The organism is Oenococcus sicerae, assembly GCF_004102045.2.
In the GTDB taxonomy this organism is placed as follows: domain Bacteria; phylum Bacillota; class Bacilli; order Lactobacillales; family Lactobacillaceae; genus Oenococcus; species Oenococcus sicerae.
Genome location: NZ_CP029684.2, coordinates 22,217 through 39,391, shown reverse-complemented (window position 1 = coordinate 39,391; position 17,175 = coordinate 22,217). Strand labels below are relative to the sequence as shown.

The 17,175-nt window shown below is 40.7% G+C and carries 16 protein-coding genes; 13 read left to right on the top strand and 3 right to left on the bottom strand.

The annotated features are described in order from the left end of the window. Position 1 precedes the first annotated feature (1 nt). On the bottom strand, positions 2–1,459 hold the full coding sequence (locus tag DLJ48_RS00185; protein WP_128684843.1) for an amino acid permease: 1,458 nt from the start codon (positions 1,457–1,459) through the stop codon (positions 2–4). 448 nt (positions 1,460–1,907) lie between these two features. On the opposite strand from DLJ48_RS00185, the gene alaS reads away from it, so the two are divergent. The 4 genes from alaS to DLJ48_RS00165 are packed head-to-tail and all read left to right on the top strand — an operon-like array spanning position 1,908 to position 5,606. After that, a complete protein-coding gene (gene alaS / locus DLJ48_RS00180) occupies positions 1,908–4,556 on the top strand; it encodes an alanine--tRNA ligase (RefSeq protein WP_128684841.1) in 2,649 nt (882 codons plus the stop codon). 18 nt (positions 4,557–4,574) lie between these two features. Further along, complete coding sequence (locus DLJ48_RS00175) at positions 4,575–4,850, top strand: IreB family regulatory phosphoprotein (RefSeq protein WP_128684839.1); 276 nt, start codon at positions 4,575–4,577, stop codon at positions 4,848–4,850. Continuing rightward, a complete protein-coding gene (gene ruvX, locus DLJ48_RS00170) occupies positions 4,847–5,281 on the top strand; it encodes a Holliday junction resolvase RuvX (RefSeq protein ID WP_128684837.1) in 435 nt (144 codons plus the stop codon). The genes DLJ48_RS00175 and ruvX overlap by 4 nt, the downstream gene beginning before the upstream one ends. Then, positions 5,274–5,606, top strand: coding sequence for a DUF1292 domain-containing protein (locus tag DLJ48_RS00165; RefSeq protein ID WP_128684836.1), 333 nt, complete (start codon positions 5,274–5,276; stop codon positions 5,604–5,606). Before ruvX ends, DLJ48_RS00165 begins: the two co-directional genes overlap by 8 nt. Before the next feature lie 2 nt (positions 5,607–5,608). On the opposite strand, the gene DLJ48_RS00160 is transcribed toward DLJ48_RS00165, so the two are convergent. Beyond that, positions 5,609–6,088, bottom strand: coding sequence for a hypothetical protein (locus tag DLJ48_RS00160; RefSeq protein ID WP_128684834.1), 480 nt, complete (start codon positions 6,086–6,088; stop codon positions 5,609–5,611). 54 nt (positions 6,089–6,142) lie between these two features. On the opposite strand from DLJ48_RS00160, the gene DLJ48_RS00155 reads away from it, so the two are divergent. Genes DLJ48_RS00155 through DLJ48_RS00135 form a run of 5 tightly spaced genes read left to right on the top strand, consistent with a single transcriptional unit; the run spans position 6,143 to position 11,583 of the window. Further along, positions 6,143–6,865: an adaptor protein MecA gene (locus tag DLJ48_RS00155; protein ID WP_128684832.1), complete on the top strand. Its 723-nt coding sequence runs from the start codon at positions 6,143–6,145 to the stop codon at positions 6,863–6,865. 30 nt (positions 6,866–6,895) lie between these two features. Then, positions 6,896–7,993: a competence protein CoiA gene (locus DLJ48_RS00150; RefSeq protein ID WP_128684830.1), complete on the top strand. Its 1,098-nt coding sequence runs from the start codon at positions 6,896–6,898 to the stop codon at positions 7,991–7,993. 27 nt (positions 7,994–8,020) lie between these two features. Next, positions 8,021–9,832, top strand: coding sequence for an oligoendopeptidase F (gene pepF / locus DLJ48_RS00145; RefSeq protein WP_128684828.1), 1,812 nt, complete (start codon positions 8,021–8,023; stop codon positions 9,830–9,832). Between the two features lie 57 nt (positions 9,833–9,889). Further along, a complete protein-coding gene (locus DLJ48_RS00140) occupies positions 9,890–10,684 on the top strand; it encodes an NAD kinase (protein ID WP_174813054.1) in 795 nt (264 codons plus the stop codon). Then, positions 10,684–11,583, top strand: a complete 900-nt coding sequence (locus tag DLJ48_RS00135) for an RluA family pseudouridine synthase (RefSeq protein ID WP_128684824.1) — start codon at positions 10,684–10,686, stop codon at positions 11,581–11,583. Before DLJ48_RS00140 ends, DLJ48_RS00135 begins: the two co-directional genes overlap by 1 nt. Here the strand turns inward: DLJ48_RS00135 and DLJ48_RS00130 are convergent, their stop codons facing one another. Continuing rightward, positions 11,584–12,600, bottom strand: a complete 1,017-nt coding sequence (locus tag DLJ48_RS00130; protein WP_128684822.1) for a lactonase family protein — start codon at positions 12,598–12,600, stop codon at positions 11,584–11,586. Between the two features lie 55 nt (positions 12,601–12,655). On the opposite strand from DLJ48_RS00130, the gene DLJ48_RS00125 reads away from it, so the two are divergent. From DLJ48_RS00125 to DLJ48_RS00110, 4 genes are all read left to right on the top strand, one after another. Further along, positions 12,656–13,804 carry an AI-2E family transporter gene (locus tag DLJ48_RS00125; RefSeq protein ID WP_128684820.1) on the top strand — a complete coding sequence of 383 codons (1,149 nt, stop codon included), beginning with the start codon at positions 12,656–12,658 and terminating at the stop codon, positions 13,802–13,804. Continuing rightward, positions 13,801–14,307 carry a tRNA (cytidine(34)-2'-O)-methyltransferase gene (locus tag DLJ48_RS00120; RefSeq protein ID WP_128684819.1) on the top strand — a complete coding sequence of 169 codons (507 nt, stop codon included), beginning with the start codon at positions 13,801–13,803 and terminating at the stop codon, positions 14,305–14,307. Before DLJ48_RS00125 ends, DLJ48_RS00120 begins: the two co-directional genes overlap by 4 nt. Before the next feature lie 54 nt (positions 14,308–14,361). Then, entirely contained in the window at positions 14,362–16,692 is a 2,331-nt protein-coding gene (locus DLJ48_RS00115; RefSeq protein WP_128684817.1) for an FtsK/SpoIIIE family DNA translocase, read from the top strand. Positions 16,693–16,795: 103 nt separating this feature from the next. After that, on the top strand, positions 16,796–17,149 hold the full coding sequence (locus DLJ48_RS00110; protein ID WP_243148598.1) for a hypothetical protein: 354 nt from the start codon (positions 16,796–16,798) through the stop codon (positions 17,147–17,149). Positions 17,150–17,175 lie beyond the last annotated feature (26 nt).

The window sequence follows — 17,175 nt, the reverse complement described above, 5'->3', positions numbered from 1 at the left end:
GTTAATCAGCTCCTTTATCAGTCGCCGTTGGCGCACTGTTTGCCATGTTTTTTGGGTCGAGTTTGGAATGACCTTTCGCATAACCGAAGTAAACAAGCATGCCGATCGCGAACCAGACGATGAATCTAACCCATGTTTCCCAGTTTAATCCGGCTACTAATGTTAAACAGAAAAGAATTGCGACGATTGGTGTAAAGGGAACGCCGGGAGCTTTAAAACCACGATGCAGTTCTGGATGGGTATGGCGCATCCAAAGAATCCCTGCAGAAACAAGTGTAAAGGCCGTTAGGGTACCAATATTGACCAGTTCGGCTAAAATATTCAGGTTAATCAAGCCACCAGCGATTGCTGTGACAATGCCGAAAAACCAAGTACCTTTAAAAGGTGTTTGAAATTTAGGATTAACTTCACCGAAGAATTTCGGAAATAAACCATCACGAGACATAGAATAAGTAATTCGAGATTGACCATATAATTGAACCAAGATAACTGTCGTCATACCTAGTATGGCGCCAACACTGACAATAATAGACAGCCAAGTCTGACCTGTTGCATGTAAAACGGCTAAAATTGGTGCATTCAAATATTTTGCAAAGATCGTGTACTTAACGACACCAGTCATGATCAGGGTCATAATAATGTACAAAACGGTCGAGATCAATAATGAGATCAAAATGCCGCGTGGTAATGTCTTACTAGGGTTGATCGTTTCCTCAGCACTAGAAGATACTGAATCAAAGCCGATAAATGAAAAGAAGACGATCGAAGCAGCTGGGATAATTCCGGCAGCAGTTCCGCCGTGGAAAGAATACCAGCCATAAGGAGAAAATGGCTGCCAATTATGCGGCTTGATATACCAAACCGTGAACACGATAAATAGAATAATCACGAATAATTTAACAATCACCATCGTATCGTTGACTCTTTTTGTTTGAGTAATACCGATGGAGATGATCCAAGTAATGACAAGCACGATCACAAAGGCCGGCAAGTTGAAGTAAGTTGTCACACCTGGTGTCGTACCGATTGCAGCGGTTAAAACGGTCGGAATGTGAATCCCTAAGTTGCTGATCAAATTAACAAAATAGCCTGACCAGCCGACAGAGACGGTTGCAGCCCCTAAGGCATATTCCAAAATTAGATCCCAACCAATGATGAAAGCAATAATCTCACCAAAAGCAATATAGGAATAGGTATACGCTGAGCCGGCTACTGGTGCCATTGAAGCAAATTCGGCGTAACAGAGACCAGCAAAACCGCAACAAATCGCTGCCAGTAGAAATGACAACGATAAGGCCGGGCCGGCCGTCAATGCGCCTTTACCAGTCAAGACGAAGATCCCAGTACCGATGATGGCACCGATACCTAGGAAGGTTAAGTCCCAAGTTTTCAAAGTCCTTTTCAAGGGCGACGTGTGTTTCAAAATTTCATTGACGTCCTTTTTTCTAAAAACATCCATTCAAAATTACCACCTTTCATAAAATTTAAACATCATTCTATATCTAAATGTTCTGGATAGCTAGAAAAAAGTGTACAAATTTTTTTAAAAAGGGTATTTTTTCAGTAAAAGACGAATATTATGATGAATTATGACTTTTTACTTGTCTTTCTACTCAAAAAAACATAAAATCATTTTTAATCGCGCTTCCGTAGACTTAGCCTATTTAAAGATCAATTTCATGTGTGGTGTCAATCCTTTTAACGGACGTGATATCATAAATATTGCAGGTGAATATATCTTGAAGCGGATTTTATAGAGACGGATCAATTGGTGGAAGATCTGAGATCTTAATCAAGAGGCTCTCACTGAGTGAATAATTTAAAAAAAGACACAAATACTGTGTGAAGCTGGGTGGCACCGCGATTTTTCGCCCCGGCAATACATGGTATTTTTTTATTGAGGCGAAATGAAAAAACTTGATTCTGTACAAATTAGACAAATGTTTCTTGACTTCTTCCAATCCAAGGGCCATAAAATCGAACCCAGCCAATCGCTGATACCTAAAGATGATCCCAGCCTTTTGTGGATCAATTCCGGCGTTGCGACATTGAAAAAATATTTTGATGGTTCGGTAGTGCCAGAAAATCCCCGTATGGTTAATGCACAAAAATCGATTCGTACGAATGATATAGAAAATGTTGGCCACACAGCGCGTCACCACACTTTTTTTGAGATGCTGGGTAATTTTTCAGTTGGCGATTATTTTAAAAAAGAAGTTATTCCTTGGGCTTGGGAACTTTTGACGAGTCCTGAATGGTATGCCATCGAACCTGAAAAACTTTACGTCACCTATTATCCGCGTGATCTCGAAACAAAAAAATTATGGGAAGCACAGACTGGTTTTATAGCTGGTCATACAGTTGCACAAGAGGACAATTTCTGGGATATCGGTGAGGGCCCTTCAGGTCCAGACACGGAGATTTTTTTTGATCGTGGTCCGAAATTTCAAAATTTGCCCGATCGTGATCCGGAAATGTATCCCGGAGGCGAAAACGAACGTTACTTGGAAATTTGGAATATTGTTTTTTCTCAATTTAATCACTTGCCTGGGTTAACCGATAATAGGAAATATCCCGAATTACCGCATAAAAATATTGATACAGGCATGGGTCTGGAACGAGTTGTTTCTATTTTCGAAAATGCACCAACTAATTTTGAAACTGACTTGTTTTTGCCGATCATTAAAAAAGTTGAAATGCTTTCCGGAAAAAAATACGGAGAGAATCAGCAGCAGGATATTAGTTTTAAAGTGATCGCTGATCATATACGAACTGTGACTTTTGCGATTTCGGATGGCGCTCTACCTGGTAACAGCGGCCGTGGTTATGTGATTCGTCGTTTGTTGCGAAGGGCCGTTATGCATGGACAAAAGCTTGGTATTAAAGAGGCTTTTTTGAGCCAGCTAGTCCCGATCGTTGGTCAGATCATGCAGTCTTATTATCCTGAAATTTTAAAAAATCAGGACAAGATCATACCTGTTGTGCAGGCGGAAGAAGCGCGTTTTAGCAAAACATTAACAGCCGGTCTGACATTATTGAATGAGTATATTAAAAACACGAAACAGCAGGACCGCAAACAACTCTCGGGCCAAAATGCTTTTAAACTTTTTGATACTTATGGTTTTCCGCTTGAATTAACTGAAGAGCAAGCTGCTGATGCAGGCTTAACGGTCGATAAAAAGGCTTTTGAAGACGAAATGAAAGCGCAGCAGGATCGTGCTCGGACTGCTCAGGGCAAGCTCAAGGCTTTTGCTGTTCAAAATGCCGCTTTAATGAATCTCAAGGTAAAGTCGGAGTATGTTGGTTGGCGTCACACAACTGTTGCAGCTGCTAAAATCGTTGCCATCATTGTCAATGACAGTTCGGCTGATGCTGTTTTAGCCGGACAACAAGCACTGCTTGTTTTTGATAAAACACCTTTTTATGCTGAAATGGGTGGTCAAGTGGCTGATCATGGCAGTATCAATGATCGCAATGGACATTTGCTGGCCCATATCACAGATGTTCAAAACGCACCCAATAAACAGCATATCCATACCGTGCAGGCCGTCGCCGAACTTAAAATTGGTCAAATCGTTGATCTGCAAGTAGATATGAAACGCCATATTGCAGTTTCTAAAAATCACACGGCCACACATTTACTTGATCAGACTTTGCGCAACATCATTGGTGGCGATATTCATCAAGCCGGTTCTTTAGTCGAACCTAACTATCTGCGTTTTGATTTTACCCATCAAGGACCCGTTAAACAAGCTGTTTTGGATCAGATCGAAGAGCAGGTAAATCGGCAGATCGAAGCAGCTTTACCAATCACTTGGGTCGAAACCGATATTGCCTCAGCGAAAAAGTTAGGTGCTGTTGCTGTGTTTGGCGAGAAATATGGTAAGAAAGTCAGGGTCGTTTCAATCGGCAGTTTCAATAAGGAATTCGATGGGGGAACTCATGCCAATAATACGAGTGAGCTTGGTCTCTTTAAGATTGTCAGTGAATCAGGAATTGGTGCAGGTACACGACGGATCGAGGCTGTCACTGGACGGGATGCTTTCAACCTGTTTAAGACACATGAGCGGTGGCTGCAAGAAACAGCTTCAATTTTAGGAACGCAAAAACTGGACGATGTAACTGATAAAGTTATGGCATTGCAAAATGAGTTAAAACAAGAGCGAAAACAGATAGCGTCCTTAGCGGCTAAAGAAGCTAATGATAGTTCGGATAGCATTTTCAAAGATGTTCGCCAAGCCGGCGGTTATCGTTATGTGACAGCCGAAATTAATCATCAGACGATCGACGGGTTAAGGCAAATTGTTGATAATTGGCGAGAAAAACAAGTCTCGGATGTGATTGTATTAGCTAGTGAAAATCAAGGCAAAGCTTTACTAGTTGCCGCTTCTGCTAAAGCAAAAGAAGTCAAAGCCGGCGATATCGTTAAGGCAATTTCTAGTAAGATTCAAGGCGGTGGAGGCGGCCGACCAGAATTTGCACAAGCTGGTGGTAAAAATCCGCAGGGTATCAAACAAGCCCTAGCTGCTGTTTCACCATATCTAGAAAGCCTTTGATAGGGTAGAATATAGGTGATGGCAGAATTTGAAGATACAACTGTATTTGATTTTGGTTCACAGAAACCAGAGAACGTCCGCTCGATGTTAAAGCTGGTGTACGCTGCGTTGGAAGAAAAAGGCTATAACCCGATCAATCAGATCGTTGGTTATTTAATTTCTGGTGATCCGGCTTATATTCCGCGCTTAAATGACGCACGCAATTTGATTCGTCGTTTTGAGCGTGATGAGATCGTCGAAGAGCTCGTTAAGGAGTATCTCTCTGACGACAAGAAGCTGGATGACAAAAAATGAGACTGTTAGGCTTAGATGTTGGTTCAAAAACAGTCGGTGTAGCTCAGTCTGATCCGCTAGGTTGGACATCCAGCTCGGTTGAAATCATCAGAATTAATGAAAATCAAGGCGAGTTCGGTTTAGATCGGCTTGGCGAAATCATTGCTGAAAAAAAAGCGACCGGTATCGTGATTGGTTTACCAAAAAATATGAATAATACCGAAGGCCCTAGAGTTGATGCTTCGCGTCGCTATGGCCAAATGGTTCTTGAACGTTTTGGTCTACCAATTGATTATCAAGATGAACGTTTGACAAGCGTTGAAGCTAATCGACTCTTGATTGAAGAGGCAGATCTTTCGCGAGAGAAACGAAAAAAGGTCATCGATAGTCTTGCCGCCCAATTGATATTACAAAATTATCTTGATAAAAAAGGAAAATTGATAAATGGCTAATGAAAATCAGCAAGACAATGAAAAATATGTCACTTTAACAGATGATGAAGGCAACGAATCACTCTATGAGGTATTATTTACCTTTCATTCTGACGAATACAGCAAAGACTACATCTTGTTCACGCCAGCCGGAACTGATGAAATTTCTGCCGAGGATCCAGACCAAGAGGTTGAGATTCAGGCTTTCAGCTTTGATCCAGAGGCTGGAGATTCAGAAACTGATTCTGATTTGTTTCCGATCGAAGATGAAAAAGAGTGGAATATGGTTGCTGAAGTTTTGAATACTTTTGTCGATGATGACTCGCTTCGAACTGAAGAGGATTAATTCTAGTCTTCGTCAAATCCTTTTGCGTAGATCACATTGAAACTGGAATAGAAATTAGCAGTCAACGAAGCCATTATTTTCGAATGATTAAAATGCTGGTAAGAGGCTGCGTCTTCGAATTCAGCCTTGAAAACATACCGACGCAGGTCTTTGTGTTCTCTGAGCCAGGCTGCGCCTGAGATACCTGATTCGGTTAGGCTGTTTTGATTGAATAAAAGCGTTTTTTTGGCAATATCTGCTTGTTTGTCTTCGCCGACAAAATAGTAGAAGGCGACCAGTTGAGCATGGGAATCAGGACCATTGATTTGACTTTCTAAATCAAATTCAATTGGATTGATGCTTTTTGCTAGCTTTTTTTTGGAAATAATACCAAATTGTGATTGACCAGGTTTTGAAACTAATTGCACATCACGATCATCGATCTGATCTGCTAATTTCAAAAGATAATTTTTGCTCCCTAAAGTCAAATATAATTTATCCATAAGCTAATTTTACCGCTATAATTAGCCCTTAAACGGATTGTTATAATGGAGATAATGAAATTAGAAAAAATTGATGCGAATACGTTACATATTATGTTGACGAAAGCCGATTTGGATGATCGTCATGTTTCGATGATGGATTTAATGTCTGACCGCAGTGAAGTCGAGAGTTTTTTCTATGCCATTTTGGATGAGGCAGATGCTGATCATTCCTTTAGCAATGATGATCAAGTGACTTTTCAGATTCTGCCAACCGGTCAGCACGGCGTTGAATTGTTTATTTCAAAAATTGTGGATGATCCAAATATTTCAGTTGACGATAGCGGCAATACTGTGTTTTCGCTGAAAAGCGAGCAGGTTGATCCAGACCTTAGCAAGCTCTTAAAGGGATATGATAACCCAAGCACAAAAGCACAAAGGACTGAGTTGAAAAAGCAGCCGGAGCAAACGATCAAAACTAGCGTGGTCCATGCAAATGGCAGTTTGAATGGTTGGTATGTATTAGCTGATTTTGACGAATTTTTAAGTGTCGCAAGGCAAATTGATTCCAAACAGCTTGTTTCGGACCTTTATGAAATTCAGACACCAGATAAACATAATGCTATTCACCGGGCTTTTCTGCTCCATCTTGTCTCTCAGACGAAAAAAGCTGATGCGATTCAATTATTAATGAGCGATTTTGGTCTGCGAATTGATGGTAAACAGATCGAAGCTTCGGATTTGCAGAAACCGATTTTTCTAAATACTGCTTTGGAATTATCAAAAAAAATTTTCTAAAAATCAGATTTTTTACGTCATAAACAGTATATGCTGATTGCACAATTAATAAAGAATCAGACACTTGTAGAAGCTGATCACGCAAAACGCGATGAGCTTTTTTCTTGTCCAGCATGTCAAAGTATCGTCACGCTTCGGCATGGTCAGATTAAAATTCCTTACTTCGCTCATCTAGCCAATGCAAACTGTCAGGTTTTCTCCGAAAATGAAAGCCAGCTGCATCTAAAGGCCAAAAAAGAATTGAAGGCTCAAGCCGAAGCAGCCGGATACACGGCCACTTTAGAGAAAAGATTACCGGATATTTCCCAACGGGCTGATTTGGTAATTGAAAATGATCTTGGTCAAAAAATGGCAATTGAGTATCAGCAAAGTCCACTCAGCTTACAGCGTTTAAGAGAACGTAATGCAGGTTATGCCAAAATTGCATTGCCAGTTGTTTGGATTTTGGGACCCAATTATGCACAGGCTATTTTAAAACAAAGAACCGTTTTTAAATTTAGCGATGCACGAAATCGGCTTTTTTATGCTGATGCGAGCATCGAGAAGATACATTTACTAACGGATTTCAGGAAGATGGATCATACAAAATTGGCGATGGCCAGAACGAAATTGTCTTTAAAAAACTGTCTGGATTATTTATTGGCAAGTCAACCAAATCCGTGTAAAAGCAGTTATTTTAAAAAACCAGTCAGACAAAAACAAATGATGATCAATGAACTGCACCGCTTGCAGCAGGATGCCATGTGCAAACGACTGCCAGTTGAAATCGTTCAATTAACCTATGAACAGCACAAGAACCTAGTTTGTGCACCGACCATTATTCATTTAGGTTCGCAAGCTGGATTGTCGGTGACGAATTGGCAATGGCGGCTCTCGTTGATATTGCGTCTGATAGAAGTCGGAGAAGGGCATTTGACAACCATTGACCGTCTTTTAAAACAATTTAGCAGTGAGACTTATTTCTATCCACGGATGGTCAAAAATGCATTTGCCAAGAATGCATTTTTAAAACTGCTGTCAGAATTCGAAGATGCGAACATTATTAGTCTGAAAAAGGCCTATGTTTTAGTGAAGCATTTACCCAAATGGTTTTCGAGTTATGAACAGAAACTTAACAGCTTGCGGTAAAATGGTCTCAATATAAGTGGAGGTTTCATGACAGAAGGTAAAAAACAAATAACACGAGCTGAGGTTGAAAAAAATCCGGCCCAGACTTGGGATCTGACGAAGGTATTCAAAACTGATAGCGATTGGGAAGCTGCCTTTAAAAAGGTCGATAGCCAAACTGAACAGGTTGCAGCACTGTCTGGAACAGTCAAAGATGGTGAAAGCTTGTTAACTGCTGTCCAAGCTGTTTTGGCACTTTATCGATCGGTTGAAAATGTTTATGTTTACGCATCCAGCAAGTCCAACCAAGATACCGGAAATAACAAATATGCGGCTTTTGCGGCTCGTGCTGGCAGCCTAGCAGCGAAGGTCGAATCAGCTAGTTCTTTTTTGACGCCGGCAATTATCGCCTTTAAGCCTGACCAAATAGCTGATTTTTATACACAAACACCAGCCCTGGAAGCCTATCATCATTTAATTGATAGTTATGCCAAGAATCGTGAGCATACTTTGACACCGGCTGAAGAGAAATTATTAGCCAGTGCCGGCGATGTTTTTGCAAACAGTGCTGATACATTTAGCATTTTGGATGATTCTGATCTGAAATATGGCGATGTGATTGATGAAAACGGGGATCAGGTTCAATTAACGCAAGGCTTGTATTCCACTATGTTGGAATCTGACGATCGTGCGATTCGAAAGGCAGCTTTTACAACGATTTACGAAGCCTATGGCAAATTTAAAAATACTTTTGCAACTGTGCTTTATGGCCAAATGAAGGCAGATAATTTTATTGCCTCAGCACATAAATTCAGCAGTGATCTCGCTGCACAGACTTTCAGCCATGATCTTCCAGAAACAGTTTTTCACACACTTGTTGATACGACCAACCAGCATCTCGATCTGCTGCATCGTTATGTGGCACTGCGTAAAAAGCTGCTTGGCCTTTCCGAACTGCATACTTATGACCTCTACACGCCGATTGCCGGAAAAGCTGATTTTCCAGTTGATTTCGAAGCTGCCAAGGCAATCGTTTTAGAAGCTTTAAAGCCTTTAGGTGGTCAATATCTTGAAGGCATTCAACGCGAGTTTGACGAGCGCTGGATCGATGTGCCGGAAAATGCTGGCAAACGTTCAGGGGCCTATTCGGATGGTGCTTACGATACGGTACCTTATATCTTGTTGAACTGGCAGGATAATCTTGATAATATTTTTACTTTGATCCACGAATCTGGCCATTCACAGCACTCTTTGTTGACTCGGACTAATCAGCCTTACCAGTATGGCGATTACCCGATTTTCTTGGCTGAGATCGCATCTACAACTAACGAAATGCTTTTGACGGATTATCTGTTGAAAACACAGACTGACCCAAAGATCAAAGCCTATGTATTGAATCATTATTTGGATGGCTTTAAGGGTACTGTTTTCCGACAGACACAATTCGCTGAATTCGAAGATTGGATGCACAAAGAAGCTCAAAAGGGTACGGCCTTGACGGCTGATGTTTTGTCTGAACATTATGGTGCTCTGAATAAAAAGTTTTACGGTGATGCCTTGACTTTTGATCCGCAAATTGCTTTAGAATGGGCTAGGATTCCGCATTTTTATTACAATTATTATGTTTATCAATATGCGACTGGGGAATCAGCTGCGACGACCCTGTCTCAAGGCATTATTGATGATCCAGAAAAAAATGTTCCGCTTTATTTGGGCTATTTGTCAGCTGGATCGTCTGATTATCCGCTGAATGTGATTAAAAAAGCCGGCGTAGACATGGAAAAGGCTGATTATTTGAATAAGGCTTTTGATGTTTTTGAGAAACGACTGAATGAATTCGAGGCATTGGCCGGTAAATAAATCGCCTGAGCAAGTTTTTTTTACAATCGAGCTTGCTTATTCGTTAGAATGGAAGTTATGAATGTTTGTCTGTTTCCCAATGATAAGCCACAATCTTTAGAAGTGGCTCAAGCGCTAAAAGAAAAACTTGCAAAAATAGCTGTTAATGTCACCGATCAGCATCCGGATATCGTCATCTCGATTGGCGGGGATGGTACTTTTTTGTCTGCAGTGCAGCAATTTTCCAACCAATTGTCCACGATTCGCTTTGTTGGTGTTCATACTGGCCACCTAGGTTTTTACTCTGATTGGCTAGTCAGCGAGATCGATACTTTGGTTGAACGAATTGCTGATGACCAGGGACAAACAGTTAATTACCCATTGATGGAGGGCAGAGTACATTACGCTGATGGCCAAGTAGCTCAAGTCTTAGCTTTAAATGAAATGATTTTGAATCGAATTACGAATTCACTATCTTTGGATGTCTATATTGACGATCTGCTGTTTGAAAAGTTTCGTGGTGATGGTTTATGTATTTCGACACCGGCTGGGTCTTCTGGCTATAATAAATCTCTCAGTGGCGCTTTGATCGACCCGGATTTTTCTGCCTTGCAGATGACTGAGATCGCTTCAATTAATAATCGTGTCTACCGAACATTAGGCTCGCCGATTATCATTTCTGCAGGAACGAAAATTCGAATCGTACCGGAACTTGGCAATTCAACGATCAATTATGATAGTTATCAGCTGCCCCATTCGGAGTACGAAGAAATCATCTTTGAGATCTGTAAACAGCCCTTGAAAATGGCTAATTTAAAACAAATCAGTTTTTGGCAGCGAGTAAAAAATTCATTTATTGGGGAAGATTGTTAATGGAATTTTCATGGATATCAGATTTAGACGAACCACAAAAAGTTCGTCTTTTTTTAAAGTCTCGCGGTGTTTCACATCGCATGTTTTCACAGATCAAACATTTTGGCGGCAAAATCGTTGTGGAGAAAAACGAAGTTTTTACAAATGATTATGTAGGACCAAATCAGAAAATCACGATTTTTATGCCAACAGAAAAAGAAAATGTTCAGTTGACAGCTGATTTTGATGACCCGCTAAAAGTCGTTTACGAAGACAACAATTTTTTGTTGGTTGATAAAGCAGCTTTCGTTACAACGGTGCCGGGTCATGCTGATCGCAAAAGTACCTTGGTCAATATGATAAAAGCACATTTGATCAATGAAAAAGCTGAAAGTCTCGTACCACATGTTGTCACGCGTTTGGATCGTGATACGAGCGGCCTTGTTTTATTGGCTAAACACAAATTTGCACACGCTTTATTAAATGACGCTTTGATGGCCCATCACGATATTGAAAAATTTTATACAACGCTGGCAATTGGCGAATTCAAAGAGGATCATGGTATTATTGATGAACCGATCGGCCGCGTCGAAGGGGACTTCATCAGACGGCAAGTTCGACCAGATGGCAAAAGATCCGTGACTGAATATTGGGTCGAAAAACGTTTTGAAAATTTCACACAGTTAAGAGTCCAGCTGCGAACTGGCCGAACCCACCAAATTCGTGTTCATTTAACTTGGGCGGGACACCCACTAGTCGGAGACGCACTATATGGCGGTCCAGCTTCAAAATTAATCTCTCGACAAGCTTTACACGCTTCAGATCTTACTTTTTTTGATCCTTTTGCAAATAAAAATCAGCATTTTCATGCTGATTTGCCAGAAGATATTCAACGCGTCATCGATGCCCGTCATTATTGATTATTTTTCAAAATAAACTCGAACGGATTCGGGAACATAGATATCTTTTTCAACCAATGTTAATTTGCCGCTGGCATTGTCGATTGCGTAACTGCTGGCATTATTCGTGTTTTGATTGACAACGAGCAGATATTTGCCATCGGCTGTAAGATTGAAATCACGTGGGAAATCACCTTCAGTCGAGATTTCTTGGATCAGTTTGACTGATTCTGTGTCTTTTGACACTGCGAAAACAGCAATCGAATTGTAGCCGCGATTAGAAGTGTAAATAAAGCGATAATCATTAGATAAGCGGATCGCAGCAGCACCATTGTGCTGTGTCCAGTCAGCTGGAATTGTTGAAACAGTTGAAACGAGGCTGAATTTACCATCAGCATAATCTAAAACAGACAGCTGAGATGATAATTCACCTAGCAGAAAAGCATGTTTGCCATCACGACTAAAGCGAATATGGCGAGGACCATAGCCTTTTTCTGTTTCAAAGCGGATCAAGTTGGATAATTTACCATCATCTGAGAGCTTAAAAGTCAGTAGTTCATCAGTGCCCAAATCAACAACAACTAGGCGATCATCGGGCGTCAAGGCCGTGAAGTGAACATGAGAAGATTCTTGCTCTGGACGCGGACCCTGCCCCTCATTTTGAAAGCCATCAGTCGGAATTAGTTTTTGACCGTCAATTTTAAAAACAGAAACTAAGCCTTTATGGTAGTTCCCTGTGATAACTAACTGTCGTCTTTCATCGACAAAAACATAGGCAGGTGAAGAGCCGTCAGCGATTTGTTCATCGGTCTTTTGAAAAGGGTCTTTGCTGGTATCCCAGACTGAAATACCACCTTTTCCTCCTTGCTTGTCTACGGCATAAAGTAGACCGGCCTTGGAGACAGCGAAATAAGTAGGCGAACCAATTTCGGCCACATTTTTCAAATTATTTAATTTTCCTTCATCAGAGAGGCTAGCACTGTATAAACCCTTTGATTCGGCCTTTGTATAGCTGCCAAATAATACTTTGTAGCTCATTATTTTTCCTTTCTTGTTACATAACTATTATCAATCATGATAGAGTAAAAGAACAATGCCATTTAATAAAAAAGAAAGTGACAAACAAATAAGCTGGTTTGATCGTTGGGTGGTTAACAATCGTCTTGTATCAGTACTCGCGGTCATTATTTTGCTGCTTCTGGCAATTTATCTGCTGCATTTGACCAGCTTTATTTTTAAACCGATTTCAGCTTTATTCGCTGCTGTAGGTGCACCTGTGATCACGGCCGGTATTTTTTATTATTTATTGATTCCTTTAGTTAATTGGCTGCACCACCGGTTCAACCTCTCAAAACAGTTGATCGTTTTGCTGATTTTTTTAATTGCAGCTGTGCTGATTTTGATTTTTATCATTTACCTAGCACCAGTTATTCGTGTGAATCTGGTCCAATTCTTTCAGCATTGGCCGGACTATTATAAACACTGGTCCAAGCAGCTTGACGTTTGGCTGGATTACCCAGCTTTAAAACCTGTTAAAAATTGGGCACTAGATGCCAATAACAATGTTAATAAAACAATTATCGACTGGTCGCGATCTTATTTGTCCAATGGTATTGCCGGCGTTGGCAAAATCACGCATCTAATTACGATGATCGTGATCACCTTGCTGACTTTTCCTTTTATGCTTTATTACATGCTTAAAGAAGGGGATAATTTCCCACGATATATCTCGCAATTTTTCCCAGCCAAAGTTCGCCCCAGCGTTTCGGAGGTTTTGTCTGAAATCAACAAACAAATTTCTGATTATTTAAGAGGTCAAATTTTGACGGCCATTGCTGTTTCTATCATGTTTATGATTGGTTTCTCAATTATCGGTCTGCCTTATGGTATCTGGATCGGATTACTGGCAGGACCCTTGAACTTGATTCCATATTTGGGTTCTTTTTTAGCAATGGTACCGGCCGTCATTATTTCCTTGTTCGGCGGCACACATCTACTATTTGCCGTCTTAATTGTTTTTGCAATTGAGCAGACCTTGGAATCTCGTCTAATTCATCCGAAAATCATGGGTGCCTCGATGAATATTCACCCAGTCACGATTTTAGTGATCTTACTAGGTGCTGGCGAGATGTTCGGCTTGATGGGTGTTGCTTTTGGTATACCGGCCTATGCTGTATTAAAAGTACTGATCAGTCGCATTTACTATTGGTGGCGGGAAAATTCGGAGTTATTTAAATCATGAATCATATCGTTTTATTTGAACCTTCAATGCCGGCTAATACGGGGAATATCGCGCGAACTGCAACGGCTATCAATGCACGTCTACATTTGATCAGACCCTTGGGCTTTCAATTGGATGATAAAAAAGTTATTCGCGCTGGATTAGATTATTGGGATAATGTTGACTTAGTCTTGCATGACAATTTTCCGGCTTTTTTGAAAACCGTGGGTGATGGCAAACTGTTTCTTGTTTCCAAATACGCCAATATTTCTTACGATCAGGCGGATTTTTCACAAACAGATCGAGATCAGTTTTTCTTATTTGGCAACGAAGCTTATGGACTGCCGGAAGTGTTTATGCGTCAGAATCCAGAGAAAGCGATTCGAATTCCCCAAAATGATCAACATGTTCGTTCATTGAATTTAAGTAATTCTGTGGCGATCGTTTTATATGAAGTGATGCGTCAACAAAAATTTTATGGGCTGGAACGCGTTCATGAGTATCAGCAAGACAAATTAAAGTAATCCTTAAGGCATTTTTATCTTCATGCCTTTTTTTATAGACTTATGATTGAGCAAATGGCAACAAGACGTCGAAGAAAAATTAAAAAAAGTCAAAAAATCAATCCGAAAGTGATTTTGGCCTTGATCGTTGAGGTATTTTTTGCCTTAGGCATTTTTAGATTGGGCCTTATAGGCAATTTTTTTGCCAACATTTACAAATATGTCTTCGGCAATTATTTTGTCATTTTCATTTTGGCCTTTGCGATTTTTCTTGGCTATTGGCTTTTATACCGCAAGCTGCCAAAAATTCCAGCCCGAATCATGATTGGCGTTACTTGTCTTTTACTGCCTTTTTTGACGATCAGTTCATTGTTTTTCAGCAGAAGTCTTCATGAAAATCCTGACTTAATTCAGCGTCTATTTCAAATTATCAAACATGATATGCAGTTGAATCAATCACAGGCTAACGTTGGCGGCGGCATTATCGGGGCAGCTCTGTATTTGGGACTTTCGCAAATGATTTCCAATATCGGTGTGTGGATCGTGGCCTTTTTGTCGACTGTTTTTGGGGTTTTTCGTTTGCTAAATAAATCGGTTCTGACTTCGGCATCAAAAGCCGCTCAATTGAGCCGCAAAGGTATCTCGAAGATTCAAGAAAATCGAGCCAACAATGCAACTGTTGGCAAGCAATCTAGTTTTTTTAATAAATATTTTGAAGAAGCGAGCTCTCCGGATAATGGTGATTCAGCTAATGAAGCACACGCACATAATTCAGAAGCTGTTAAGCCGCAGATTCGTTGGAACCAAGTTGCTAATGATGCTGCTGTACAAAAAGGTTCAAGTGTGGAGGCTATCTTAAATCAGACTAGTCAGCCGATATCCGATACACCGGATGATTTCGCTTCTGTTTCAAAGGAAATTGAAAATGATCAGCTTGTCGATTCGATCGAAACAGCTGAGAATCCGAATTATCATATCCCGCCTTTTTCTATTTTGTCACGTGTACAAATTGTTGATCAGACCAGTGAATATAATCAATTGACTCAAAAATCGCAAATTGTTCGCGACACATTAAAATCCTTCAACATTGATACGCAGGTGAGCTCTGTCAGCTTAGGTCCGACAGTCACGCAATACGAACTCAAACCGGCACGAGGTGTCAAGGTCTCTACGATCGCAAATCGATCCGATGATTTAGCTCTAGCTTTGTCGGCAAAGTCTATTCGTATCGAGGCTCCGATTCCTGGCAAACCTTTTGTCGGCGTGGAAGTTCCAAATGAGGTCCAAGCGACAGTTGGCTTTTCTGATATTATTGAGCACTCGAAATTCAATCCAAAACATCCACTGACCGTGCCTTTAGGTCGTGACGTTAATAATGAGGTTATTTCTGCTGATCTAGCAGCTATGCCGCATCTTTTGATTGCTGGCGCAACTGGTTCTGGCAAGTCAGTAGCAATTAACGGCATTATCAGTTCATTGCTAATGCGCTTAAAACCCAACGAAGTCAAACTAATGATGGTTGATCCCAAACGTGTTGAGCTTTCGATGTACAACGATCTGCCGCATCTTTTAGTTCCGGTGATTTCCGAACCAAGGAAAGCTGCGCGCGGTCTCCAGAAGGCTGTTAAGGAAATGGAACGACGCTATGAACTGTTTGCGGATCATGGTGTCAGAAATATCGATGGTTGGAACCAAAAGGTTGAAGACTATAACAAGATCAAGGGCAATGCTATGCCGAAGATGCCTTATATTGTCATTATCGTTGATGAATTAGCGGATTTGATGATGACAGCAAAAGGTGATGTTGAGACAGCGATCGTCCGAATTGCGCAAATGGGTCGTGCGGCTGGTGTGCATTTAATTTTAGCCACACAGAGGCCCTCGGTGGATGTTATTACGGGTTTGATCAAGGCAAATGTCCCCTCTAGAATTGCTTTTGCTGTTTCGTCAGGTATTGATAGTCGAACGATCCTAGATCAAAATGGTGCCGAAAAATTGCTTGGTAAGGGCGATATGCTTTTTGCACCAGTTGGTAAGGAACCGACAAGAATTCAAGGTGCCTTTATTTCTGATCGAGATGTTGAAACGATCACAGATTATATTCGTAAAGAGTCTTCTGCCCAGTATGTCGCCAGCATGCTGGTTGATGATAATGAATTAACTGACAGTGCTGAGGATGAGACTGGTGCTAATGGCGAACCTGTTGACGATTTATTTAACGAGGCTTCGGATTTTGTTATTCAACAGAAAAAAGCTTCAACGAGTTTGCTGCAAAGACGTTTTCGTATCGGCTACAATCGCGCTGCAAGAATTATTGATGATCTGGAAGCAGCAGGTATCGTTGGCCCGCAAGACGGCAGCAGACCGCGTGACGTTTTGGCTTCAAATAAAAATAAAGATAATTGACTTTTCTAAATTTTAATTAGATCCGCCTGGGGTCTTTTTTTATTTGCGGATAAAATTTTTGAGTTTGGCCTTTTATGAAACTGCTTTATAACGTATTCTATTAATGATGTTTTATCTTGCAATAACTTTTTGGATCTTATCTCTCATTTCTTGGATCGCGCTGCAATTTTTTGCCAGAGACTACAAGATCAGTGACTGGCCTTTTTGGAATTGGCTCTTGCCGGCTGATTTTTTTCTCGTGATCGAATTGATCAATCATACTTTTACCTTTAATTTTCAATTTATTGCGATTTTCGTTTGGCTGCTGCTTTGGTTGCTGATTGCCGTGATGCTGCTCTTTAAATCTGACGATCAGCGTAGTTTAAAAAAATTTTGGTTTTCATTTATTAATATCTCGAGTACTGTTTTATTACTTGAATTGGCCGTGATTTTCGTTCTTAGTTTGCTCAAACATTAACCGATCTGGGAGGGTCGGTTTTTTGT

What these genes read in the sequence shown, in the direction of transcription:
- DLJ48_RS00185 (WP_128684843.1), bottom strand. Translation starts at nt 1,459, where the DNA reads ATGGATGTTTTTAGAAAAAAGGACGTCAATGAAATTTTGAAACACACG.
- alaS (WP_128684841.1), top strand. Translation starts at nt 1,908, where the DNA reads ATGAAAAAACTTGATTCTGTACAAATTAGACAAATGTTTCTTGACTTC.
- DLJ48_RS00175 (WP_128684839.1), top strand. Translation starts at nt 4,575, where the DNA reads ATGGCAGAATTTGAAGATACAACTGTATTTGATTTTGGTTCACAGAAA.
- ruvX (WP_128684837.1), top strand. Translation starts at nt 4,847, where the DNA reads ATGAGACTGTTAGGCTTAGATGTTGGTTCAAAAACAGTCGGTGTAGCT.
- DLJ48_RS00165 (WP_128684836.1), top strand. Translation starts at nt 5,274, where the DNA reads ATGGCTAATGAAAATCAGCAAGACAATGAAAAATATGTCACTTTAACA.
- DLJ48_RS00160 (WP_128684834.1), bottom strand. Translation starts at nt 6,088, where the DNA reads ATGGATAAATTATATTTGACTTTAGGGAGCAAAAATTATCTTTTGAAA.
- DLJ48_RS00155 (WP_128684832.1), top strand. Translation starts at nt 6,143, where the DNA reads ATGAAATTAGAAAAAATTGATGCGAATACGTTACATATTATGTTGACG.
- DLJ48_RS00150 (WP_128684830.1), top strand. Translation starts at nt 6,896, where the DNA reads ATGCTGATTGCACAATTAATAAAGAATCAGACACTTGTAGAAGCTGAT.
- pepF (WP_128684828.1), top strand. Translation starts at nt 8,021, where the DNA reads ATGACAGAAGGTAAAAAACAAATAACACGAGCTGAGGTTGAAAAAAAT.
- DLJ48_RS00140 (WP_174813054.1), top strand. Translation starts at nt 9,890, where the DNA reads ATGAATGTTTGTCTGTTTCCCAATGATAAGCCACAATCTTTAGAAGTG.
- DLJ48_RS00135 (WP_128684824.1), top strand. Translation starts at nt 10,684, where the DNA reads ATGGAATTTTCATGGATATCAGATTTAGACGAACCACAAAAAGTTCGT.
- DLJ48_RS00130 (WP_128684822.1), bottom strand. Translation starts at nt 12,600, where the DNA reads ATGAGCTACAAAGTATTATTTGGCAGCTATACAAAGGCCGAATCAAAG.
- DLJ48_RS00125 (WP_128684820.1), top strand. Translation starts at nt 12,656, where the DNA reads ATGCCATTTAATAAAAAAGAAAGTGACAAACAAATAAGCTGGTTTGAT.
- DLJ48_RS00120 (WP_128684819.1), top strand. Translation starts at nt 13,801, where the DNA reads ATGAATCATATCGTTTTATTTGAACCTTCAATGCCGGCTAATACGGGG.
- DLJ48_RS00115 (WP_128684817.1), top strand. Translation starts at nt 14,362, where the DNA reads ATGGCAACAAGACGTCGAAGAAAAATTAAAAAAAGTCAAAAAATCAAT.
- DLJ48_RS00110 (WP_243148598.1), top strand. Translation starts at nt 16,796, where the DNA reads ATGATGTTTTATCTTGCAATAACTTTTTGGATCTTATCTCTCATTTCT.